We start from the raw sequence: 23,639 nt of genomic DNA, 5'->3' as shown, positions 1-23,639 counted from the left end.
GCCCCTTCCGTTTGCCCGGCCCAACCCATTTTCGGACAATCGTATTCAGGAACAGGAGGACAACGATGCCCGGCACCCAGTTCCGCACCACCACGCGGCATATGCTGCGCGAATCCAAGACCTACGCCTCGCAGACCCTTATGGGCGGTCTGTCCGGCTTTGAATCGCCCATCGGCCTCGATCGGCGCGACCGCATTGTCGCGCTCAAATCCGGTGACATCGGCTTCGTCCACTCGTGGGACATCAACACGTCGGTGGACGGTCCCGGCACGCGCATGACCGTCTTCATGTCGGGATGCCCGCTGCGCTGCCAGTACTGCCAGAACCCCGACACCTGGAAGATGCGCGACGGCAAGCCCGTCTATCTGGATGCCATGATCAGCAAAGTGGACCGCTACAAGGAGCTGTTCAAGGCAACGCACGGCGGCATCACGTTCTCCGGCGGCGAGTCGATGATGCAGCCCGCGTTCGTCTCGCGTGTGTTCCGCGCCGCCAAGGAGATGGGCGTGCACACCTGTCTCGACACCTCCGGGTTCCTCAACACCAACTACACCGACGAGATGCTCGATGACATCGATCTGTGCCTGCTCGACGTCAAATCCGGCGACGAGGAGACGTACCACAAGGTCACCGGCGGCACGCTGCAGCCCACCATCGACTTCGGTCGGCGTCTGGCGCGGGCCGGCAAGAAGATCTGGGTGCGTTTCGTGTTGGTGCCCGGGCTCACCGACGCCGAGGAGAACGTCGAGAACGTGGCACGCATCTGCGAGTCGTTCGGCGATGCGGTGGAGCACATCGACGTGCTTGGATTCCACCAGCTTGGCAGGCCGAAATGGCATGAGATGCGCATCCCGTACCCGCTGGAGCATCAGAAGGGTCCGTCCGCGGCATTGAAGAAGCGCGTGACCGAACAGTTCGAATCGCACGGCTTCGTCGTGTACTGACGCTTGTATATTGACGTTTGTGTACTGACGTCTGCTGGCGTTCCGGCTTGCATTCGCGTCCTGCATCCCATGGTTGTGCTTCCGCGCCGACCTGCATCATCACGACGCATTGCCGCTGCGTCGGCGGCGTCGTGGATGCCGTCTGATAGCATAGTGGGCGATTTGCCGGTCCGTGCACGTCGTGTCGCCGGATCGGCCTCGCGAGACGAGGAGGAGACGTTCGTTGATCGATGAGCCCAGGCTACAGTGCGAGCCGAGGGATGGTGTGCCGGATGTCATCGACACGCTTGACGGCTTCCATGAGGCATGTGATCGTCTGGCGAAGGCGGCCGGTCCGCTTGCCGCCGATGCCGAGCGAGCGTCCGGTTTTCGCTACGGCCATGAGGACTGGCTGGTGCAGTTCAAACGCGACGGCGCCGGGATCATGCTGTTCGACCCGGTCACGCTGGGCCGGCAGGGTGCCGACTGGAACGAGTTCAACGACGCGGTCGGGGACGCGACGTGGATCATCCATGATGCGCTGCAGGACCTTCCCGGATTCCATGATATCGGCATGCGTCCGGCCGCGCTGTTCGACACGGAGATCGCGGCTCGGCTTCTGGGATTGTCCCGCTTCGGACTGGCTGCGGTGACGGAGCGATATCTGGGCATCACGCTCGCCAAGGAGCATTCGGCCGCCGACTGGTCGTATCGGCCGCTGCCGCGCGACTGGCGCAACTATGCGGCGCTTGACGTGGAGCTGCTCATCGAACTGCGCGAACACATGGAGCGCGATCTGAAGGCCCAGGGCAAGGATGACTGGGCCCGTGAGGAGTTCGCATACGCGCTTGACGAGGGGATGCGCCCCCGTGCGCCCCATCCTGTGCCGTGGATGCGCATCTCTCGCATTACCGCGCTTGGCAATGACGGGCAGGCTCTGGCGATCGCCAAGGCGCTGTGGCAGACCAGGGACGCGCTCGCACGTCGATACGACATCGCGCCCGGGCTGCTGCTCGCGGATTCCTCGATCATCGAAGCAGCGAAGAACAAGCCCCATAACGGGCGCGAGTTCCGTGCGATACGCTCGCTCAACGAGCGCGTCCGCATCCATACCGGCGGCGAGCAGGATCGCATGTTCGCACGCTATATTCCCATCCAGAACAAGGTGAAGCCCTCGAAATGGCATGAGGCGATCCGTGAGGCGATGGCGCTCAAGCCCAGTCAGTGGCCCAGCATCCCCACGATCGAGCAGAGTCACATGGAGGTCAACGCGCCCCGTTCGACGCGTCTATGGAAGGACCGGCATCCCGCACGGTTGCACGCGTTGGAACGTGTGCGCAAGGTCATCGTGCAGGCATCCGACGACACGCATACGCCGGCGGAGATCCTGCTCAAGCCGCAGATCGTGCGCAACCTGTGCTGGACCGACGATCCCGCATCGCGCGACGTGCCCTCGTTCCTCGCGCAGCAGGGTGCGCGGCACTGGCAGATCGACCTGCTGGCGGCTCCGATCGCGCGGGCTCTGCGCGCCGGCGAGGACTGATCGGCGCGCAGGCCTGCAATCCCTATGGCATGCTATAGTGTAACGGTTGCCCGTAGAGGGCAGGAATGAAGTCATACGTTTTCAGGAGCGTTTAGCGTGAAGATCAGCGTCAGGAACCTCGAGCCCACCAAGGTGAAGCTCACCATCACCGTCGACCCGGAGGAGTTCAACCCCTACCTTGATGCCGCCCGCAAGCAGATCGGCAAGCAGGTCAACATCCCCGGCTTCCGCAAGGGCCACGTGCCCGGTCCGATCATCGATCAGCGCATCGGCTTTGCCGCCGTCGCCGGCGAGGCGGTGAACGACGCCGTTCCGGAGCTGTACTCCAAGGCTCTGGAGGAGAAGCAGATCCACCCCATGGCCCAGCCTGAGTTCGATGTGCAGGAGGTGCCGCAGTCCGCGAAGGACGAGACCAAGCTCAAGTTCGTCGCCACCGTCGAGAAGCGTCCCGACATCGAGCTGCCCGAGCTGGAGGGCATGACCCTTGAGGTCGCCAAGCCCGAGGTCAGCGACGAGGACGTGGCCAAGCGTCTTGAGTCCCTGCGCCAGCGTTTCGGCACGCTGGTCGGCGTTGATCGCCCGGCCGCCAAGGGCGACTTCGCGAACATCGATCTGACCGCCGAGATCGACGGCAAGCAGGTCGAGTCCCAGGAGGGCATCAGCTACGAGCTCGGCTCCGGCAACATGCTTGACGGCCTTGACGAAGCGCTCGACGGCCTGTCCGCCGGCGAGGAGACCTCGTTCAACGGCAAGCTGGAGGCCGGCGAGCACGAGGGCCAGGAGGCCGTCGTCAAGGTCAAGGTCAACTCCGTGAAGGCCGAGGAGCTCCCGGAGCTCAACGACGACTTCGCGCAGGATGCCTCCGAGTTCGACACGCTGGACGAGCTCAAGGCCGACATCCGCAAGCAGATCGAGCGTGACGGCGAGGCCCGTCAGGCCACCGAGGCTCGTGACGTGTTCCTCGCCCGCCTCAAGGAGGGTCTCGACATCCCGGTGCCGAAGGGCGTCAAGGACGAAATGGTCCAGGAGCAGCTCAAGAACGTGACCGGCGACCCGAGCAAGGCCACCGACGAGCAGAAGGACGAGGCGGAGAAGACCGTCGTCAAGGATCTCACCGATCAGATCGTGCTCGACACGCTCGCCAGCAAGCTTGACGTGCAGGTCTCCCAGTCCGACGTGTTCAACTTCCTTGCCTCGATCGCCCAGCAGTACGGCATGGATCCGAACGCCTTCATCAATGCGATCATCAAGAACGGCCAGCTGGGTTCGGCCGTGCAGGAGGTCGGCCGTTCCAAGGGTCTGCTCGCCGGCATGCGTGCCGTGAGCTTCACCAGCGAAGGCCAGCCGCTCGATCTGAGCGCCTTCCTCGGCGATGACGAGGCTGCCGAGGAGGCCGTCGAGAACGAAAGCGTCGAGGCTGCGTCCGCCGCCGCCGCGGTCGCCGACGAGCTCGCCGCCAAGAATGGCGATGAGGCTCCGGCCACGGACGCCGAGTGAGCCATCGCCGCGTTTGATGCGGTGTCGCGTGTAACGCTGAGGCCGGGATTCTCTTCAACGAGGTCCCGGCCTCAGCGTTTTCCTGCATGCTTTCCTGCATGCTTTCCTGACTTGTTTCGCTGCATTGGTTCACGCCATTGTCGCGCATCATCGTTGCGCACGACTCGAGATCGGCTCCTCGATTCTGGTCTTCGCCAGTCGTGCCACCGTGTCAGTCGTGCCAGCCGTGTCGTGACCGGTCCCAAGTAGGTCGGCCTGCAGAAGGTCAGCCCTCAGGTCGTATCATGGGGGCGTCCGCAGGCGGAGCGCTCAGACCATCGACGCATCCGCTGGCGGCATGCTGATAGCGGCATGATGCAGGCGGCATGACGATCCGGGAGGTGCGATGGGAGAGTCGAGGATGCGGCGAAGCGAGGATCGGCAGGGCCGCCGATTCGGCATCTATGCGTTCGCCATGCTGGCGTTGGGCGTGGTCATCGGAGCTGGCGCCGGTCTGCTGACGTTGCTGCTGTACGCGATCGAACGGCTGATGCTCGGCTATGTGGAGGGTTCCGCCATGCCGGGGCCGTACGGCGTGCCATCGTGGCGTCGTGCCGTTTCCGTGGTGATCGGTCTTTCCGTGGCTGCGGTGATCTGGTGGCTGCTGCGCACGAGGACGACGAAGGTGCCGTCCGTCAAGCGCGCGGTCGCCGGAGAGCGCATGCCCTGGTGGCAGACGGTGGTCCATGTTTGTCTGCAGATCGGCATCGTCGGCTCGGGCGCGTCGATCGGCCGGGAGGTCGCGCCGCGCGAACTCGGCGCGATGATCGCCCAGCGGTTCTGCGATCTGTTTGCGCTTGATTCGCGCGACCGGCGCGTGATCGTCGCCGTGGCGGCCGGTGCCGGTCTCGGCGGCGTCTATGATGCGCCGCTTGCCGGCATGTTCTTCGCCGTGGAGATGCTGCTGGCCGATGTGACGATCGACAGGGCGGCGTTTGCGCTGGGCATGTCCGCCACGGCCGCCTATACGGCCTCCCTGATCAAGGGACGTCATACGTTCTACGGCATCGCCGCCGCGCAAAGCGAACCGACGATCACGCTGATGCTGTTCGCGCTGCTGATCGGGGCGGCATGCGGCGCGGCGGGAGCATGGTTCCGACGCGGCTCAAGCTGGGCGCAGACCCATCAGCCCAAGGGGGCGGCGGTGCTCTGGCAGATGCCTCTGGCGGGGCTGGCCACGGCGGGTGTCGCATGTTTCGTGCCGCAGATCATGGGCAACGGGCGGGCGGCCGCACAGCTCGGCTTCGGCGCGTCCTGGCCATTGGATTCGGTTTCGCCGGATGCGTCCCGCCCGGCCGGCGGCGCATTGAGCGAGACGTCCGGCGTGGCATCGGGGACGTCGTCGTGGGCGCTGCTGGGTTTTCCTGATTCCGCCTCGACGGATGGCTCCGCGCCGAGCCTGACCGTCGTGCTCACCGTTCTTGGTGTGCTCGCCCTGACCTTCGCGCTCAAGTCGCTGATCACGCTGGCCACCATCCGCTCCGGTGCCTCGGGTGGCGTGCTGCAGCCGGGCATTGCGCTGGGCGCCACGCTGGGGGCGTTCTGCGGTGTGCTGTGGACGCTGGTGATGCCGTGGGATTCGATCACATCCTGCGCGCTGATCGGTGCCGCCGCGCTGCTTGCCGCCTCGCAGCAGGCTCCGCTGATGGCCATGTGCCTGGTGATGGAGCTGACCGCCGCGCCGGTCGGCTACTTCGTGCCGGTGGGTCTCGCCGTCGCGGTTTCGGCGGCCGTGTCGCATCACATGCTGGAGCGCGGTGCCGCCGCCAGTCGCATGCATCCGGAACGGCACTGAGCGTGCCGTTCGCGTCGCATCGCGGCATGGCGCGAATATGCCCGGCTTTGCGATGCCCGGCTTTGCGATGCCCGGCTTTGCGATGTCCAGCTTTGCGGGGACATTGGAGAGATGGCAACACGGGCAAGGGCGGGCGCGCCGGTACGCATCGTATTCGGGGGCGATCCGTATCTCAACGATCAGATGGTTCGGGATCTCAAGCATGCGGCGTTGAAGGCGAATCCGGATGCCGATCTGGTGGAGCTCGATGCGGCCACCGCCGACCGATACGCCTTCGACGAGGCGGTCAGTCCATCGCTGCTTTCCGACCGGTCGGTGGTCGTCGTGACCGGCCTGCAGAATGCGGACGACGCGCTGGGCGAATCGATCGCCGCCTACTGCCGTCAGACCGCAGGTTCGTCCGGGCATGACGCCAGCATCGTCATCTGCCAGCATGACGGCGGAGTCAAAGGCAAGCGCATCGTCGAGGCCCTCGTCAAGGCGGGGGCCGCACGCGATGAGGTTCCCGATCTGAAGTATCCGGAGAAGAAGCTCAACTTCGTTCTCGGCAGATTCGAGCGCAACGGGCGGCGCGTCGAGCCGATGGCCGCGCAGCAGCTGGTCGCCGTGCTGGGGGAGCGCACGGGGGAGCTGGCCGCGATGTGCGATCAGCTGTGCTTTGATTTCGATGACGATCCGATCGGCTTGGACCGCGTCAACCAGTATCTGTCATCCAATCCGCAGGTCTCCGGATTCGCCGTCGCCGACACCGCCATGGCCGGTCGGGGAGCGGATGCGATCATCCAGATGCGGGCGGCGGTCGAGCAGGGCGTCGAACCGATCGCCATGATCGGCGCGCTCGCGTTGAAGCTGCGCACGGTGGCCAAGGTGGCGGCGGTCGAATCCGGTGCGCTCTCCGTGGCGGAGGCGAAGTTGAGCAAATGGGCGCTGAGGATGACCAGGCAGCAGCTTCCCGGCTGGAGTTCGCAAGGGCTTGCCACCTGCATCCGCATGCTGGCGTGGGCCGACGAGCAAAGCAAGACCAGCGGCGGCGATCCCCTCTATGCTCTGGAGCGTTGTCTGACTGCCATCAGCGCGAAGGGGCGCCTGTAGATCGCCTGTATAGGCCGTTTGCGGGCCGCCGACGGTGTACATGATCTCGAATGCGGTTAGTGTGTCGTGTGTGGTCGTATGCGGTCGAACGCATAGGAGTTCGTCGATATTCGTCGATAGTCGTCGAGAAGGAGTTGATTGTGGAATCAGTCATCACGGTGCCCACCGATGAGGATATGCGTGCGCTGGGCGAACGGATCGCGCGTCTGACCACGGGGGGTGACGTGCTGCTGCTATCCGGTCCGCTGGGAGCCGGAAAGACTACGTTCGCACAGGGATTCGGGCGTGGGCTTGGCATCAGCGAGCCGATCGTGTCTCCCACATTCACCATTGCACGCGAACTGCGGGGCCGTTTCGCCGACGGCACTCCCGCACACCTGGTGCATGTGGATGCCTACCGCTTGGGGGGCGACGCCTACGCGCCCGGTCAGGACGCGGTGGGTCGTCTTCTCGATGAGCTTGAATCGCTGGGATTGGACGAGGAGCTTGAGGACCCCGGCGATCATACGGTCGTGCTGATGGAGTGGGGCGAGCAGATGGCCGCCGCGCTGGCCGATGAGCGGCTCGACATCCATATCGCGCGTCCTGCGGTCGGCGATGGCGCGGCAGCCGTTGACGCGGCAGGTGATGGCGCGGCAGCCGTTGGCGCGGCCGGTGGCAGCGGCGAGGAGATCTCCGGCGATGGCGTGCGCATCGTCACGTGCGTGCCGGTCGGCGAATCGTGGCGGCGGCGTCTGCGGGACGCATCGTTGTAGACTCGTGTAGGCTTTGCGACAGAGTACGGCACGCGTACGAATGATGGAGGATGTATGGGCTGCACGTTGGTGATCGATACGTCATATGGTTCGACGGTGGGTCTGGTCGGCCATGAGCCCATTGTCGAGACGGATTCGCGCACCCATGTCGAGCGATTGCAGATCAACATCGCGAAGGCGCTGGACAAGGCCTCGATGAGCCCGTCCGATATCGAATCCATCGTCGTGGGCGTCGGTCCTGCGCCGTTCACCGGGCTGCGCGTCGGCATCGTCGCGGCCAAGGCCATCGCATTCGCGACCGGTGCCAGGCTCATCGGGCAGAACGTGCTCGATCCCCAGCATGACATGCTGCGGATCGCCATGGATGATGCCGATACGCGATTCGACGGCATCGGATTCCTCGCGAACGTGCCGAAGATCAATCCGCAGTCGGATGCCGCCGAACGGCATGTCACGCTGTGCGTGAACGACGCACGCCGCAAGCAGCTGTATTTCGCACTTGAGCATGGCGGTGTCGATGGCGATACGGACGGACGGCGCTGGATTGACATGGACATCGACTATCCCGAACGGCTCGTCGAACGGGTGAACGCCGTGGTTCGCGAACACGCCGAGGCCGATGGCGTGCGCTACACCGTCGATGTGGCCGGGCACGGCGTGGCGAAATATGCGCAGTCCTGGCATGGGCTGAACGATCTCGGCTGCGTGGTGGACGGTTCGGTGCTGGATGCCGGTGCCGCTGGTCTTGCCCTGTTCGCATCAACGGCACTGACCGCATCGACGGCGGCGCGTCAGGCATCGGGCACGGCTGATGGGCCGGACGCTGCGGTCGAACCGCTGTATCTGCGCCGCCCTGATGCCGAGATTCCCGCACCGCTCAAGCACGTGCTCGGTCATGCAGGCGCCGAAAGGCAGCAGTGATGATCATCTCCCTGGATCGATTCGACCGCCAGAGCGCGGTGCGCGCAATACGTTCGCTGGAGACCGAACTGTTCGGCAGACACGCGTGGAGCGAGAACGCGATACGTCAGGAGCTGGACGCGCCGGCACGCACCTATCTGTTCGATGTATCCCACGAGGCTGCATCCGTTCCTGATACCGCCGAGGGGACGGGCTGCGGTATCGCCGACGCGCCGATGTCGCTCGATGTGAGCGACGTCCGCGGATTCGCCGGATACTGGTTCGACGGCGATGACGCGGAAATCATGGACATCGGCGTCGCCAAGGCATACCAGCGTCGTGGCATCGCGTCCGCGCTGATGACTCGCATGATCGACAGCGCCCGTGAGCAGCACGCCCATCGCATGCTGCTCGAGGTCAGCGTGCTCAACGAGCCGGCCATCGCGTTGTATCGCCGATTCGGATTCACGCCGATCGGATTGCGACGCCGCTACTATCAGCCGGAAGGCATCGACGCGCATGTCATGGCCCTCGATCTCAATCCGCGAATCGTCGGCTTCAGCGCCAGCGGCGGCATCAACCGCGGCACCGACGGCGGCGCTGGCGGAGACGCTGGCGGAGGCGGAAACACCGGCGGGAACACCACCGACAGCAGTGACGGCAACGACAGCGGCGCAATCGCCGCGGACGAGGAGCAGTGATGAGCGAACCGATCGTACTGGGCATCGAATCAACCTGTGACGAAACCGCCGCAGCCATCGTCCAGGGGCGTACGCTGCGCTCCAACGTCGTCGCGTCCTCGATGAACGAGCATGCGCGCTACGGCGGCGTCATCCCCGAAATCGCATCGCGCGCCCACGCCGAGGCGTTCGTGCCATGCGTCTCACAGGCGCTCGCCGATGCCGGACTGGAACTCGCCGACATCGACGCGATCGCCGTGTCCGCAGGACCGGGACTGGCCGGCTGCCTTGCGGTCGGCGTCTCCGGTGCCAAGGCGCTCGCATGGGCGAGCGGCAAGCCGATCTACGGCATCAACCATGTGATCGGGCACATTGCGGTCACCCAGCTGCAGTTCGGTCCGTTCCCCGCGGATACGCTCGCGCTCATCGTCTCCGGCGGGCATACGTCGCTGCTGCATGTCAGCGACGTCGCCCGGCATGTCGATGTGGTCGGCACCACGCTGGACGATGCGGCGGGGGAGTGCTTCGACAAGGTGGCCCGACTGCTCGGCTTCCCCTATCCGGGCGGCCCCCATATCGACCGTCACGCCCAACGGGGCAATCCGAAGGCGATCCGCGTGCCGCAGGGCCTTACCCAAGGGCGTGCCGGTGCCGCGCATCCCTACGACTTCAGCTTCTCCGGCGTCAAGACCGCCGTGGCCCGATGGGTCGAAGGCGAGCAGGCGGCGGGACGGGAGATTCCCGTGGACGACGTGTGCGCGTCGCTGGCCGATTCCGTGGCGAGCGTGCTTGCGAAGAAGGCCATGCACGGTTGCGAGCAGTACGGGTCGAACACGCTGATCGTCGGCGGCGGATTCTCCGCGAACTCGCAGCTGCGCGCCAAGCTGCTCGACTACGGTGAGCGCTGCGGCGTGGACGTGCGCATCCCCGAGATACGGCTGTGCACCGACAACGGTGCGATGGTCGCCATGCTCGGTGTCAATCTCGTCGAAGCCGGCGTGACTCCCTCCGCGCCTGATTTCGCGATCGACTCCGCGATGCCGCTGACCACGATCAGCCTGTGACCGGCCTGCGATCAGTCTGTGCATGGCTTGTGATCGGCCTGCGAACCATGATCAGCCGGTGACTGCGGCTCCCATGCGCGTTCCCCTGCAGATCGGCAGGTGCGCGTCCGTGGTCCGCGCGCAGCGGCTGGCTCCCCTCGCTGATACGCTGAAACGCAGCAGAATTCACCATATCCGTCATAACCAATATCCGTTTCATCCATATCCGTCATAAGGAGCACGCATCCATGCCTGAATACAGCACTGCACCCGGCGACAACGGCGAACTCGGCGCACACGGCACCGAACAGGCCTCGCAGCACGATGAGAGCCACGGCGAACGCCTCGCCCTGTGGGGCGGACGCTTCACCTCAGGTCCTTCGCCCGAGCTGGCACGCCTGAGCAAGTCCACCCAGTTCGACTGGCGCCTGGCCGACGACGACATCGCCGGCTCCCGCGCCCATGCGCGGGCTCTCGGCCGCGCCGGACTGCTGACCGACGACGAGCTTGCGCGCATGGAGCAGGCTTTGGATACGCTGCAGCGCCATGTGGACGACGGCACGTTCGCTCCGGTGGAGGAGGACGAGGACGAAGCCACCGCATTGGAACGCGGCCTGATCGACATCGCCGGCGACGAGCTCGGCGGCAAGCTGCGCGCCGGGCGCTCGCGCAACGATCAGATCGCCTGCCTGATCCGCATGTGGCTGCGTCGCCATTCCCGCGTGATCGCGGGTCTGCTGCTCGCGCTCGCCGAAGCGCTGATCGAGCAGAGCGAGAGGGCCGGTCATACGGTGATGCCGGGACGCACCCATATGCAGCATGCCCAGCCGGTGCTGCTCGCCCATCAGCTTATGGCCCACGTTTGGCCGCTGCTGCGCGACGTGCAGCGTCTGGCCGACTGGGATCGGCGCATCGACGCCAGCCCGTACGGTTCCGGGGCGCTCGCAGGCAATACGCTTGGTCTCGACCCGCAGGCCGTGGCTCGTGAGCTCGGCTTCTCCCGTGTGACCGACAATTCCATCGACGGCACCGCTGCGCGCGATCTCGTGGCCGAATTCGCGTTCATCGCCGCCATGACCGGCGTCGATATCAGCCGTCTGAGCGAGGAGATCATCATCTGGAATACGCAGGAATTCGCGTTCGTGCGGCTTGATGATGCGTATTCGACCGGATCGTCGATCATGCCGCAGAAGAAGAACCCCGATATCGCCGAGCTGGCGCGCGGCAAGTCCGGACGCCTCATCGGCGACCTGACCGGGCTGCTCGCCACGCTCAAGGGGCTGCCGACCGCCTATGCGCGCGACCTGCAGGAAGACAAGGAGGCCGTGTTCGATCAGGTCGATACGCTGGAGGTGCTGCTTCCCGCGTTCACCGGCATGGTGCGCACCATGCGATTCGACGCCGACCGTCTGGAGGCCGAGGCGCCCACCGGCTTCGCGCTCGCCACCGACATCGCCGAATGGCTGGTCAAGCATGGCGTGCCGTTCCGCCACGCGCACGAACTGTCCGGCGCGTGCGTCAAGCTCGCCGAAGGGCGAGGACAGGAACTGTGGGATCTGAGCGATCAGGACTTCATCGACACGTTCGCCTCGTTCGTGCCGGCCGATCTTGCCGCCGGGGTGCGCACGGTGCTGTCCAGCCACGGTTCGGTCGATTCGCGCAACGGCAAGGGAGGCACCGCCTTTGATCGCGTGCGTGAGCAGATCGCGGACGCCCGGACGAAGGTGAGTGATCTTCAAACGTTCGCCAGCTCCACCAGCGACGGTTCGGCCTACAAGGCGCCGGGCTCGTTCTGACGCTCGTACGGGCCGTTTTCCGGTGGCCGTTTCCGATGTAAGACCGTTTCGCCGACACCGTTCGCCGTCTTCCTGTATCTGTTGCCATTGTGCCGATTGATCGCCTCCGTGTTCGCTCGCTGGCTCCATCAGAGCATTGAGGCTACTGAGACCCGAATTAGCCGATGGGATGCGTGTGGAGCACGACATGTTGGTCGTGCGGAGTCATGCCTGGCATGATCCTGTCGCACATTCAGCTTTGGAGGACGGACCATCTGAGCGTGCCGGCCGGTATGAGCCCCTTGACGACGCTCGTTGCGATGCCAACATGCATGGAACGTCCGCCCCTCGCGTAGGGATGTGCGACCCGCTCAGCCCACGTGGCGCTCGAAGCGGTGGAAGCCGGTGATCTTGTCGATCTCGGCCATCGCGTCGGCAGGAATCACGAAGCCGGAGGTCTTGATGTTGTTCTCCAGTTGGCTCGGCTTGCTGGCGCCGGCGATCACGCAGCTGATCTGCGGATGCTGCAGGATCCACGCCATCGACAGCACCGCGAGGTTCGTGCCGAGCCCGTCGGCAACGGCCCGCAGACGCTCCACCTTGTCGAGGTTCTCGTCGGTGAGCAGGTCGTTGATCTGGTGGTCCGCCTGCCACGTGGCGCGCGAACCGGCCGGCAGCGGCTGGAATGGAAGCTGCCGTCGGTCTGTGGCCTATCCAGGTCTGTGGTGTTGTTGACGATGGTTCTCGTGGTGACGGCTGTACTCGCGATGCTGTGTCTTTTCCTTCATTATACGTATATAATTACTTCTAGTATACGTAAAAGGGAGGTGTTGTGATGTCGAAACTCACACTCAGCGTGGACGAAACCGCAATCGAAAACGGCAAACAATACGCGCAACAACAAGGACGCACCCTGTCGTCAATCGTTGAATCATATTTGAATTCGCTCACACCGTCTACAGGCCCAGGCGCTCTTCCTCCTGCCGTATCCTCACTCATGGGCATTGGCAGCGGGCCGGTCGATGAATCAGATTATCGCCGTCATCTCATGGAGAAGCACTGATGCAGCGTCTCGTTATCGACACCAACATTTTTTTGGACGTGATACTGGCCCGCAAACCATTGTGCGATGATTCAGCACGTATTCTCGCATTATCGGCACGAGAAGGTTTCGAGCTGTTGATGCCAGCGCATGCAGCATCAACAATCGCCTATATCGTGGAATCGAACACGAAAAGCAGAGACAAAGCCCGACAGGCACTATCCCTATGCTTGGGCATCGCCCATGTCGCTGCTTTAGACGAGACGGCCATCCTTCGCGGGCTCTCCTACGGATTCAAAGACACCGAGGACAGTTTCGTTGCTGCAATCGCAGAACGCGACCATGCGGCATACATCATCACCAACAACGTCAAAGATTTTGCGCTTTCCCCAGTCGAAGCCATCACCCCGACGGAATACCTCAACCGTCTGTAATCCAGTCGAGGTTCCGTATGAAGCTTGCTGTGTGCTTTTCCCGATTGCATGTATCTATTGGAAAGCCCGAAAAGCTTCTCGATAGGTGGCGACGAGATTCGGCAGACGCATCGAGGCGTTGGCGGGACTGGTGGAGGGCAGCGGCGTCATCGGTATCGTGATGCCGGCGGCGGACAGTTCCGGTTCGATGAGCCTGCGATACAGTTGCGACCCTGAGCCAAGGGGGAGTCCGAAATATCTGGAAAAACGGGAAAGCTGTTGCCTGCCGGAAAAACAATCTCTTCCGACGGGCAACAGCCTTGCGCTCATGTGCCGGATATCAGACCGGACTCAGATGCGTGTCATGCGGTGAAGTACTCCACACCTGCCTCGAAGATCGGCTGGACCTTGTCGCCGGGCACGTTGGCGTACAGGCCGTTGCCGGAACGCTCCGAATGGCCCATCTTGCCGAACACGCGGCCGTCCGGGCTGGTGATGCCCTCGATGGCGAGCAGAGAGCCGTTCGGGTTCACCGCAAGATCCATGCCCGGCACGCCGGCCTCGTCCACATATTGCGTGGCGATCTGACCGTTGGCCTTGAGCTGGGCCAGCACCTCGTCGGAGGCCACGAAACGGCCTTCGCCATGGGAGATGGCCACGGTGTGCACGTCGCCGACCGAGGTCTTGGCCAGCCACGGGGACAGGTCGGAGGCCACGCGCGTACGCACCAGACGGCTCTGATGGCGGCCGATGGTGTTGAACGTCAGCGTCGGGCATTCGGCGGTCATCGGCACGATGTCGCCGAACGGCACCAGCCCCAGCTTGATCAGTGCCTGGAAGCCGTTGCAGATGCCGAGCATCAGACCATCGCGGTTCTTGAGCAAATCGCGGACCGCTTCGGTCACGGCCGGGGAGCGGAAGAACGCGGTGATGAACTTGGCGGAGCCGTCCGGTTCGTCGCCGCCGGAGAAGCCGCCAGGAATCATCACGATCTGGCTCTTGTTGATCTCCTCCACCAGCGCTGCGGCGGATTCGGCCACGGCCTCGGGGGTGAGATTGTTGACGATCAGCGTGTGCGCTTCGGCACCGGCGCGCTCGAAGGCGGCGGCGGAATCGTACTCGCAGTTGTTGCCCGGGAACACGGGGATGATCACACGCGGCTTGGCCACGGAAGCACCCGTGTACACGGTCTTCTTCACGCCGGATGCCTCAGTGTGGAAATCGATGGTCTCCACGGTCTGGTTCTTTTCCGCGCCCTTGGACCGGTACGGGAACACGGATTCGATGCCGCCCTCCCATGCGTTCTGCAGTTCGGCAAGGTCGATGGTCTCGCCGGCGGCGCGGAAGGCATAATCCTCCGTGGTCACGCCGATCTCGCCCACCTCGACCAGGTTGGAGACCGCCGGAATCTTCTCGTTGTCCGCAAGCTCCACGATGAACGAACCGTATGCCGGGGCGAACAGGTCGTCCACGGCGATGCCGTCGTTGAGGTCCACGCCGATGCCGTTGCCCACGGTCATCTTGAACAGGGCCTCGGCGGTGCCGCCATAGCCCGGCGTGGACACGGCCAGCGCGGTGTGGTGCGACGGGTCGGTCAGCTCCTCGACCAGCGCGAACGCGTCGAGCAGCGCATCCTTGTCCGGGGTCAGGCCATCAGCCAGATACCGCGGCGCGATGCGCACGATGCGGTGGCCGGCACCCTTGAACTCGGGGGAGGTGGCGCGCTTCATGTTGCCCACGGCCACGGCGAAGGAGATGAGCGTAGGCGGCACGTCCAGATCCTCGAAGGAGCCGGACATGGAATCCTTGCCGCCGATCGCGCCGGCGCCAAGGTCCACCTGGGCCATCAACGCGCCGAGCACGGCCGCGGTGGGCTTGCCCCAGCGTTCCGGCTCATCGCGCAGCTTCTCGAAGTATTCCTGGAAGCTCAGGTACGCCTTCTCGTGCTCAAAGCCCGCGGCCACCAGCTTGGACAGCGATTCGACCACGGACAGGTATGCGCCGGTGAACTGGTTCTTCTCGCAGATGTACGGGTTGAAGCCCCAGGCCATCGCGGAGGCGGTGGTGGTCTCGCCGAACACCGGGAACTTCGCCACCATGGCCTCGTTCGGGGTGAGCTGCTTGACGCCGCCGAACGGCATGAGCACGGTGCCCGCGCCGATTGTGGAGTCGAAACGCTCCGACAGACCCTTGTTGGAGGCCACATTGAGGTTGGTGACGAGCGCGTGCATGCGCTCGTCGAGGGTGCCGGAACGCCATTCGGCTGGCACCTCGTACGCCTGCTGCGCCTCGACGTGCACGACCTGATGCTTGGATGCGCCGTTGGAGGCCAGGAACTCGCGGGAGAGGTTCACGATCTCGTCGCCGTTCCAGGTCATCACCATGCGCGGGTCCTCGGTCACGGTGGCGATCACCGTGGCTTCGAGGTTCTCCTCGCGGGCATAGCCCAGGAACTCGTCCACGTCCGCGGCGGCCACGTCCACGGCCATGCGCTCCTGCGATTCGGAGATGGCCAGTTCGGTGCCGTCCAGACCCTCGTACTTCTTGGGCACGGTGTTGAGATCGACGTACAGGCCGTCCGCCAGTTCGCCGACCGCCACGGACACGCCGCCCGCACCGAAGTCGTTGCAGCGCTTGATCAGACGGCAGGCGTCGCCGCGGCGGAACAGGCGCTGCAGCTTGCGCTCGACCGGAGCGTTGCCCTTCTGCACCTCGGCGCCGTCCAGCTCCAGCGACTCCACGTTGTGCGCCTTGGAAGCGCCTGTGGCGCCGCCGATGCCGTCACGGCCGGTGCGACCGCCCAAGAGGATGATCTTGTCGCCCGGGGCCGGGGTCTCACGGCGCACATGGTCGGCCGGGGTGGCAGCCACGACCGCGCCCACCTCCATGCGCTTGGCCACGTAGCCGGGATGGTAGATCTCGTCCACCTGACCGGTGGCCAGACCGATCTGGTTGCCGTAGGAGGAATAGCCGGCGGCAGCGGTGGTCACCAGCTTGCGCTGGGGCAGCTTGCCCTCGAGTGTCTGCGACACCGGCACGGTCGGATCGGCGGCGCCGGTGACGCGCATGGCCTGATACACATAAGAGCGGCCCGACAGGGGGTCGCGGATGCAGCCGCCGATACAGGTGGCCGCGCCACCGAACGGTTCGATTTCGGTGGGGTGGTTGTGCGTCTCGTTCTTGAATAGGAACAGCCAGTCCTGATCCTCGCCGTTCACATCCACCTTGACCTTGACGGTGCAGGCGTTGATCTCCTCGGACTCGTCGAGACCGGTCAGAATACCGTTCTTCTTGAGCCACTTGGCGCCGATCGTGCCCATGTCCATCAGGCATACGGGCTTGGCGTCACGGCCCAGCTCGTGGCGCATCGCCATGTAGCGGTCGAAGGCGGCCTTGACCACGGCATCATCGATGTCCACTTCGTCCAGCTCGGTGCCGAACGTGGTGTGACGGCAGTGGTCGGACCAGTAGGTGTCGATCACCTTGATTTCGGTGATGGTGGGCTCGCGGCCCTCCTCGGTGAAGTACCGCTGGCAGAATTCCAGATCGGCCAGATCCATGGCAAGCCCGCGTTCATCGATGAACCGCTGGCCCGCTTCGGCATCCATCTCGTTGAATCCGGCGATGACCTCCACCTTGCCCGGCACCGGCACCTGGGTCTTCAAGGTCGCCTTGGTGTCCAGACTGGCCTCGCGTGCCTCGACCGGGTTGATCACGTAATGCTTGATGGCTTCGACATCCGCATCGGTCAGATCGCCTTCGAGGGCGTACAGCTTCGCGGAGCGCACGGTCGGGCGTTCGCCTTGGGAGATGAGCTGGATGCATTCGGCCGCCGAATCGGCGCGCTGGTCGAATTGGCCGGGCAGGAATTCGGTGGCGAACACCTTGGCGTCGCCGAAATCGGGCAGATCGTAGGACACGTCATCCACCTGCGGCTCGCTGAACACGGTGGGCACGGTCTGGTTGAACAGGTCTTCGGAAATGCCTTCCGCATCGTAACGGTTCACGATGCGCAGGGCCGTAAGGCCGCTGATGCCCAGGATGGTGCGCAGCTCACCGGCAAGCTGCTGCGCCTCGACATCAAAGCCGGGTTTCTTCTCCACGTACACGCGGAAAACCATGGGGTTCCTTTCTCAATAGCCTCAATAGCAGTCAGGATACAATCGGGCTCCCTCCTTGGAGGGAGCCCGAAACGGGAATCACTCGGCGACTTCGATGCCTTCGGACTTGGCCAGCTCGGCCAGACGCTCCTCGATCTCCTCGTAGGCCGGGATGATCGAGCCGAGGCCACGGCGGAACAGGTCCTTGTCCAGATGCTCCACCTTGCCGGAATGGTCACGCTGGTCCCACAGGCGGCAGGAGTCCGGGGTGATCTCGTCGGCCAGCAGCAGCGTGCCATCGGAGGTGCGTCCCATCTCGATCTTGAAGTCCACGAGCTTGACGTCGATCTTGGCGAAGATCTCGATGAGGGCCTCGTTGATCCTGCGGGCGAGCGGGGCGATCTCGGCCAGGTCCTCGCGGGTGCACACGCCGAGGGCCACCAGATCATCGTCGTTGACGAACGGATCATGCAGATCGTCGTTCTTCAGGAAGTACTCGAGCACCGGCTCCTTGAGCGGCAGTCCCTCCTCCACGCCGAGGCGCGAGCAGAAGTGACCGGCGGCCACATTGCGCAGCACGATTTCGAGCGGAAACATGGTCACCTTGCGTACCAGCTGGCCGGTGGCGTTCACACGCTTGACGAGGTGGCTGTCGATGCCGCGCTTCTTGAGCAGATCGAAGATGATGGTCGTGATGAGGTTGTTCAGACGGCCCTTGCCGGTGAAGTCCTCCTTCTTCTCGCCATCGCCGGCGGTGGCGGTGTTCTTGTATTCGACCCACAGGATCTCGGGATCGTCGGTTGCATACAGTTGCTTGGCCTTGCCCTCGTAGAGCTTTTCCAGTTTCTCCATGACTGCCTTCCAAATCGTGCTGAAGAGCGGATTTCTGGGTGAACTAACGGTAAAAGGGTACCAATCGGCGGGGATAACCGGCATGGTCGGAGCGCCTGTTCCTGGTGTCCGTTGTTGAGATGAAGGAATCTTGACCTCTGAGACGAATTATCGGCGAATCGCGGATACCAGTCACGACAAAGGCGATAATGGGAAGTGACGTAATGATACAAGGAGGTTCGTCATGATCGATCACATTGGACTGTTCGTCAAGGACGCTAACGAGCGTGCGGAATTCTACGGGAAGCTGCTGGCCCCGCTGGGCTATGTGAAGAAGGCTGAATTCCCGGGTGCCGTGTGCTTCGCCAACGACGAGGACGGCGACAGCGTCTGGCTGGAGTCCCCGAAGGGCGACAATCCGGTGGTGCCGACGCACGTGGCATTCCGCGCCAAGGATGAGGACGCCGTCAAGGCGTTCCATGCGGCCGGTCTTGAGGCCGGCGGCACGGACAATGGCCAGCCCGGCCCTCGTCCGGACTACGGCCCGACCTATTATGCAGCCTTCATCCACGACCCGGACGGCAACAACATCGAGGCCATGCTGAACTGATGGCTGACAGCCGACCGCTGGCGATCGGCTGGCGGAGGCTGGAGGCTGACGATTCGTTGACGAATCGTTGACGAATCGTTGGTGATTGCCGACGAATCCTGACGATTCGCTGGCACCGGATGGCTGGCGACAGGCGGTTTCCCGCCTTGCCGCCAGCCATCCGTCATGTCGGCTACCGCACCGTGATATCCAGCGCGTCGGCCACGCGGCCGGCCCTGGCGCGGGCGTCGGCCTCATTGTCGCCGATGGCCAGCGCCACCGCCATACGACGATGGCCGTGCACCTCGGGCTTGGCGAAGATGCGCAGATCGGTGTCCGGATCGGCAAGAGCCGCGGCGACGTTGCCGAACTCGGCCTCGCCGTCGCCCTCCACCACGATCGCATGACTGGCAGCCACCTGACCGTCGCGCAACGACAGCGCCACATGCCCGTCGGTGACCGGCATGCCGAGAATAGCGCGCGCATGCAATGCGAATTCGCTCAGCCGCTGCGAGATCATCGTCACCATACCCGTATCGTGCGGTCGCGGCGACACCTCGTTGAACAGCACCGACCCGTCGGTCAGTACGAACAGCTCCACGCCGAACACGCCCCATCCGGTCTCGCCGGACAGCTTCGCCTTCGCCACCAGCCCCTCGACGGCGCGTCGGGCGATCCCATGAGCCTGCTCCAATACCTGTCGCGGCGCGCCGGCCGGCTGCCACGATTCGCGATAATCCCCCGATTCCTGACGCTGCCCGATCGGAGCGCACGTCACGATGCCGGCGGATGAGCTGACCGTCAGCATCGTCAACTCATAATCCAACGGAGCCAACGCCTCTACGATCACGCGCGACACGTCACCCTCATCGGCGGCGCGACGCCCCTCCTGCGCCTCGATCCACGCGGCCTCGATCGCATCGGCCGAACGGACCACCGACTGGCCGTGACCGGACGAACTCATCACCGGCTTGACCACGCACGGATAGCCGACCTCGTCGGCCCGGTCGCACAGCTCCTGCGGCGACCCGGCGAATCGATACGGCGTCGTCGGCAGTCCCAACTCCTCATGAGCCAGCACGCGCAGGCGCTCGCGATCCATGCAGATCGCGGCGATCTGCGCGCTCGGCACCACCTGAATGCCCGTTGCGGCGGCCTCGCCCAGCACATCGGTGGCGATGGCCTCCACCTCGGGCACGATGATGTCCGGTTTCACCTCAGCGAACAGCGCCCGCAGCGCTTCGGCGTTCGCCATGTCCAGCACGCGGCGTTCGTGCGCCACCTGCTGCGCCGGCGCCCCCGCATAGGAGTCCGCCGCGCACACCCATGCGCCCAGACGCATCAGCTCGATGGTCACCTCCTTGCCCAGTTCCCCGGCTCCGAGGAACAGCACGCGTGTGGGATGGATTCCCAGCGGCGTGCCCAACGTCCGCTCGGCCGTATGCGCAGCCGATCGAGTGACCTGATTGCCGGTATGCGTGCCGGATTGTTCGTTCATCTGCCTGTCTCCGTTGGATTGAAGTGGATCGTTGGATGGAGCTGGATCGTCGGATCGTGCCGGATCGCCGGGTCGGCTGGCAGCGAGGCGTTGCGTCGTGCCGCTGGAATGATTCGATTCGATCGCCCCACCATTGTGCCATTGAGGGGTGTCCGCTGTGTCATTGAAGAGTGTCCGCAGCCGGCGTCGACGGTTGCCGCCGACGTTGCCTGGTCGCGATGACGGCGACAAGCCGGGGACGACGGGATGTGATGGCATCCCATAGATTTTTCGTATGGCCACGCGCTTGCGCCTCTGGGGTCGGGCTGGAATCATGGAATGTACCGGGCGGTACACCCGCACCGGGCCAACGTACTGGCTGTGTTTGGGGGAAGGCTCGAATGATGCGTTCGCGATGAAGGGGGCGCATCATTGGAAACTGCATCATTGGAAACTGCATCATTGGAAACACGGCGTTGGACGACACAGCTCTGGACGACGCGCAGCTTTGGGCAATACCGCGCGATAGCATGAGGCAATGGCGATAAGCAAACAGACGCAACCTGAATCGGTAGGCGACACGAGTGGCGCATGGGCGGCGCGCAGCGGTCCACGCCCCGAGATCGACGGGCCGCTGACCATCGTGCTGGTCATGGACACGATCGGCAACAAGGGCAACGGCACCTCCAATTCCGCGTTGCAGTACGCACGGGAGCTGGAGCGTCAGGGGCACCACGTCCGTCTCGTCGGCATCGGCGCGCCCGAGTATCCGGCCCGCGTCAACAAGGTGCCGTTGGTTTCGTGGGTGGCGTCCAAGCAGCAGATGCAGTTCGCCGAACCAAGCGAGACGCTGTTTCGCACCGCGTTCGCCGGCGCCGACGTGGTGCATATCTATCTGCCGTTCAAGTTCGGGCGTTGCGCGTACAAGGTCGCCCGGTCCATGGGCATCGCGGTCACGGCCGGATTCCATCTGCAGCCGGAGAACGTCACCTATTCGGCCGGCCCCCTCAAGTATCTGCCCGGCGTGTCGAGCCTACTGTACTCGCTGTTTCGATTCTGGCTGTATCGGCGCATCGAACACATCCATGTGCCGACCGAGATGATCGCCGGCCAGCTGCGCACCCACGGATACAAGGCGAAGCTGCATGTGATCTCCAATGGATACCGGGCGGTGTTCACCCCCAAACGCCAGCGTTCGGCGGGTCAGCCGGCGCCGGTGCCCTTCCGCATCGTCGCGTCGGGCAGACTCACCCACGAGAAGGACCACATCACGCTCATCAAGGCCGTCGCGCGATGCCGACATGCCAAGGACATCGAACTGATCATCTGCGGCACCGGCCCGTTGCTGCGCTATCTGCGCTTCCGTGCCGGGAGGCTGCTGTCGAGGCCCGCTTCGATCGGATTCCACCGCAACGAGGACATGCCCGCGTTGTTGCGCTCATGCGACCTGTTCGTGCACCCCTCGATCGTGGACATCGAATCGCTCAGCGTGATCGAGGGCATGGCCTCCGGGCTGGTGCCGGTGATCGCCTCGGCCGAATTGAGCGCGGCCGGGCAGTTCGCGCTGCTTGACGATTCGCTGTTCCCCGCGCGTGATGCGGCCGCGCTCGCACGCCGCATCGACTGGTGGATCGACCATCCCGACGAGCTGTCCGCGTGGGGCGCACGATATGCCGAACACACCAAGGAGCATTATTCGGTCGAGACCTCGGTCGCGAAATTCGTCGCGATGGAGCGGGAGGCGATCGCGGACAACGGGCGACGCTGATCGCCGTGCAGCAGCGGGATCGGCGGCGTGTGGCGGCGTGTGCGCTATGCCGTGATCAGAGCAGATCGAGCAGCTGATCGACCTGCTCATCGGTGGTCGACCAGCTGGTGCAGATGCGGATCACGTCGTGGTCGGCGTCCGCCTGCTCCATGAATCCCAGACGCACCCGGCTTTCGAGCCGCGCGCGCGTCGCCTTGTCCACTGTGATGAAGATCTGGTTCGTCGGCGCGTCGAACGTGAGCGTATATCCCCTGTCGGTCAGCGCTTCGCGGATGCGTTCGGCGGCGACGTTCGCGCGGCGTGCGATGCGCAGATACAGATCGTCGGTGAACAGCGTGTCGAACTGGAGTCCGAGCAGCCAGCCCTTCGCCAGCAGCGCGCCATGCTGCTTGATCAGCGTCAGGAAGTGCCTCGGCGTGTTGCTCAACGACCCGTGGTGCGTGAAGACGACCGCCTCGCCGAACAGCGCGCCGACCTTGGTGCCGCCGATGTAGAACACGTCGGCGATGCGTGCAAGATCGGCCAGCGACACGTCGTTGCCCTTCGCGGTCAGCGCGTAGCCGAGTCGTGCGCCGTCGACGAACAGCGGCATGCCGTGGCGATGCGCCACATCGGCGATGCGTTCCAGCTCGGCCTTTGCATACATCGTGCCGTATTCGGTGCACTGCGAGATGTACACCGCGCCGGGGAAGACCATGTGCTCGTAGTTGGCGTCGGCGTAGAACGTGGCGCAGTATCGGTCGAGTTCGTCCGCGTCGATCCTGCCGTTGTGCTGGGGGAGCGTGAGCACTTTGTGGCCGCTCGCCTCGATCGCGCCGGCCTCGTGCACGTTGACGTGCCCGCTGGTGGCAGCGATGACGCCGGCATAGGGTGGGGTGATCGCGTCGATGACGGTTTGATTGGTCTGCGTGCCGCCGACGAGGAACCATACGTCGGCGTCGGGTGCGTCGCATGCCGTGCGTATGCGCGCCTTGGCGCTTGCGCACAGTCGGTCCGAGCCGTATCCGGGGAACTGCTCGGCCTGGGTTTCGTTGAGCGCCGCGAGGATTTCCGGTGCCGCGGCGCATGAGTAGTCGTTTTCAAAGGAAAGCATGCCGTCACTGTATCACCGCGCTGTGGCGCGATGGTTGGCTTTGCTTGGATTTGCTGTTTTTTGGGGCGGGTGTTGTCGGTTTGTCGGTTTGTCGACGCATTGTCGACGGTTGCTCTTGTGTTTTTCTGATAGATTTCTTACTTTCAAATATTAGATCGATACGCCGGTGATTTACGCTCACTGGGACCGTCCCGGCGATCATAATTCGGGAGAAGAACGGCTATCTCCCGAATTTTGTTCACTGGAGAACGCCTCGATATGTCTTTCACCGTGACTTTCATCGT

At 64.1% G+C, this 23,639-nt stretch carries 19 protein-coding genes and 1 pseudogene; 14 read left to right on the top strand and 6 right to left on the bottom strand.

Annotated elements, in window-relative coordinates:
• Window positions 1-65 precede the first annotated feature (65 nt).
• The 10 genes from pflA to argH all read left to right on the top strand — a co-directional run bounded on the left by pflA (window position 66) and on the right by argH (window position 12,063).
• Complete coding sequence (gene pflA, locus EHS19_RS00240) at window positions 66-944, top strand: pyruvate formate-lyase-activating protein (RefSeq protein ID WP_151915799.1); 879 nt, start codon at window positions 66-68, stop codon at window positions 942-944.
• Between the two features lie 223 nt (window positions 945-1,167).
• Window positions 1,168-2,466: an HRDC domain-containing protein gene (locus EHS19_RS00235; protein WP_151915798.1), complete on the top strand. Its 1,299-nt coding sequence runs from the start codon at window positions 1,168-1,170 to the stop codon at window positions 2,464-2,466.
• 96 nt (window positions 2,467-2,562) lie between these two features.
• Entirely contained in the window at window positions 2,563-3,963 is a 1,401-nt protein-coding gene (tig, locus tag EHS19_RS00230; RefSeq protein ID WP_151915797.1) for a trigger factor, read from the top strand.
• A gap of 400 nt (window positions 3,964-4,363) precedes the next feature.
• Window positions 4,364-5,797 (top strand): chloride channel protein, encoded by a 1,434-nt coding sequence (locus EHS19_RS00225; RefSeq protein WP_151915871.1) that lies wholly within the window; start codon window positions 4,364-4,366, stop codon window positions 5,795-5,797.
• Window positions 5,798-5,908: 111 nt separating this feature from the next.
• Window positions 5,909-6,889: a DNA polymerase III subunit delta gene (gene holA, locus EHS19_RS00220; RefSeq protein ID WP_151915796.1), complete on the top strand. Its 981-nt coding sequence runs from the start codon at window positions 5,909-5,911 to the stop codon at window positions 6,887-6,889.
• A gap of 137 nt (window positions 6,890-7,026) precedes the next feature.
• A complete protein-coding gene (tsaE, locus tag EHS19_RS00215) occupies window positions 7,027-7,644 on the top strand; it encodes a tRNA (adenosine(37)-N6)-threonylcarbamoyltransferase complex ATPase subunit type 1 TsaE (RefSeq protein ID WP_421744991.1) in 618 nt (205 codons plus the stop codon).
• A gap of 54 nt (window positions 7,645-7,698) precedes the next feature.
• Window positions 7,699-8,565 carry a tRNA (adenosine(37)-N6)-threonylcarbamoyltransferase complex dimerization subunit type 1 TsaB gene (gene tsaB, locus EHS19_RS00210; RefSeq protein WP_151915794.1) on the top strand — a complete coding sequence of 289 codons (867 nt, stop codon included), beginning with the start codon at window positions 7,699-7,701 and terminating at the stop codon, window positions 8,563-8,565.
• The gene (locus EHS19_RS00205; RefSeq protein WP_151915793.1) at window positions 8,565-9,245 is read left to right on the top strand and encodes a GNAT family N-acetyltransferase; all 681 of its coding nucleotides are present in this window, start codon (window positions 8,565-8,567) and stop codon (window positions 9,243-9,245) included. Before tsaB ends, EHS19_RS00205 begins: the two co-directional genes overlap by 1 nt.
• Entirely contained in the window at window positions 9,245-10,288 is a 1,044-nt protein-coding gene (tsaD, locus tag EHS19_RS00200; RefSeq protein ID WP_151915792.1) for a tRNA (adenosine(37)-N6)-threonylcarbamoyltransferase complex transferase subunit TsaD, read from the top strand. The genes EHS19_RS00205 and tsaD overlap by 1 nt, the downstream gene beginning before the upstream one ends.
• A gap of 227 nt (window positions 10,289-10,515) precedes the next feature.
• Window positions 10,516-12,063 (top strand): argininosuccinate lyase, encoded by a 1,548-nt coding sequence (gene argH, locus EHS19_RS00195; protein WP_241676973.1) that lies wholly within the window; start codon window positions 10,516-10,518, stop codon window positions 12,061-12,063.
• A gap of 350 nt (window positions 12,064-12,413) precedes the next feature.
• Here the strand turns inward: argH and EHS19_RS00190 are convergent, their stop codons facing one another.
• Window positions 12,414-12,677: an aldo/keto reductase gene (locus tag EHS19_RS00190; RefSeq protein ID WP_151915791.1), complete on the bottom strand. Its 264-nt coding sequence runs from the start codon at window positions 12,675-12,677 to the stop codon at window positions 12,414-12,416.
• Window positions 12,678-12,877: 200 nt separating this feature from the next.
• Between EHS19_RS00190 and EHS19_RS00185 the strand changes: the two genes are divergently transcribed.
• Together EHS19_RS00185 and EHS19_RS00180 are read left to right on the top strand one after the other, a co-directional pair.
• The gene (locus tag EHS19_RS00185; RefSeq protein ID WP_151915790.1) at window positions 12,878-13,105 is read left to right on the top strand and encodes a DUF6364 family protein; all 228 of its coding nucleotides are present in this window, start codon (window positions 12,878-12,880) and stop codon (window positions 13,103-13,105) included.
• The gene (locus EHS19_RS00180) at window positions 13,105-13,518 is read left to right on the top strand and encodes a PIN domain-containing protein (protein WP_151915789.1); all 414 of its coding nucleotides are present in this window, start codon (window positions 13,105-13,107) and stop codon (window positions 13,516-13,518) included. Before EHS19_RS00185 ends, EHS19_RS00180 begins: the two co-directional genes overlap by 1 nt.
• Before the next feature lie 54 nt (window positions 13,519-13,572).
• On the opposite strand, the pseudogene EHS19_RS11190 reads toward EHS19_RS00180, so the two are convergent.
• From EHS19_RS11190 to purC, 3 genes and pseudogenes are all read right to left on the bottom strand, one after another.
• Window positions 13,573-13,728: pseudogene (locus tag EHS19_RS11190) on the bottom strand (DNA-deoxyinosine glycosylase); the annotation flags it as partial.
• A 131-nt stretch (window positions 13,729-13,859) separates the two neighbouring features.
• Entirely contained in the window at window positions 13,860-17,618 is a 3,759-nt protein-coding gene (locus EHS19_RS00170) for a phosphoribosylformylglycinamidine synthase (protein ID WP_151915788.1), read from the bottom strand.
• Between the two features lie 78 nt (window positions 17,619-17,696).
• Entirely contained in the window at window positions 17,697-18,449 is a 753-nt protein-coding gene (purC, locus tag EHS19_RS00165) for a phosphoribosylaminoimidazolesuccinocarboxamide synthase (RefSeq protein ID WP_151915787.1), read from the bottom strand.
• A 223-nt stretch (window positions 18,450-18,672) separates the two neighbouring features.
• On the opposite strand from purC, the gene EHS19_RS00160 reads away from it, so the two are divergent.
• Window positions 18,673-19,038, top strand: a complete 366-nt coding sequence (locus tag EHS19_RS00160; RefSeq protein WP_151915786.1) for a VOC family protein — start codon at window positions 18,673-18,675, stop codon at window positions 19,036-19,038.
• Between the two features lie 172 nt (window positions 19,039-19,210).
• Here the strand turns inward: EHS19_RS00160 and purT are convergent, their stop codons facing one another.
• Entirely contained in the window at window positions 19,211-20,515 is a 1,305-nt protein-coding gene (purT, locus tag EHS19_RS00155) for a formate-dependent phosphoribosylglycinamide formyltransferase (RefSeq protein ID WP_151915785.1), read from the bottom strand.
• A gap of 631 nt (window positions 20,516-21,146) precedes the next feature.
• Here purT and EHS19_RS00150 point away from each other — a divergent pair.
• Complete coding sequence (locus EHS19_RS00150; protein ID WP_241676983.1) at window positions 21,147-22,262, top strand: glycosyltransferase; 1,116 nt, start codon at window positions 21,147-21,149, stop codon at window positions 22,260-22,262.
• Between the two features lie 55 nt (window positions 22,263-22,317).
• On the opposite strand, the gene EHS19_RS00145 is transcribed toward EHS19_RS00150, so the two are convergent.
• The gene (locus EHS19_RS00145) at window positions 22,318-23,355 is read right to left on the bottom strand and encodes a threonine aldolase family protein (protein ID WP_151915783.1); all 1,038 of its coding nucleotides are present in this window, start codon (window positions 23,353-23,355) and stop codon (window positions 22,318-22,320) included.
• Between the last annotated feature and the right edge of the window lie 284 nt (window positions 23,356-23,639).

The sequence above is a fragment of the Bifidobacterium jacchi genome (assembly GCF_009078285.1).
GTDB lineage: Bacteria > Actinomycetota > Actinomycetes > Actinomycetales > Bifidobacteriaceae > Bifidobacterium > Bifidobacterium jacchi.
The sequence above is the reverse complement of the archived record's forward strand: the minus strand, read 5'-3'. Positions and strand labels throughout refer to the sequence as shown.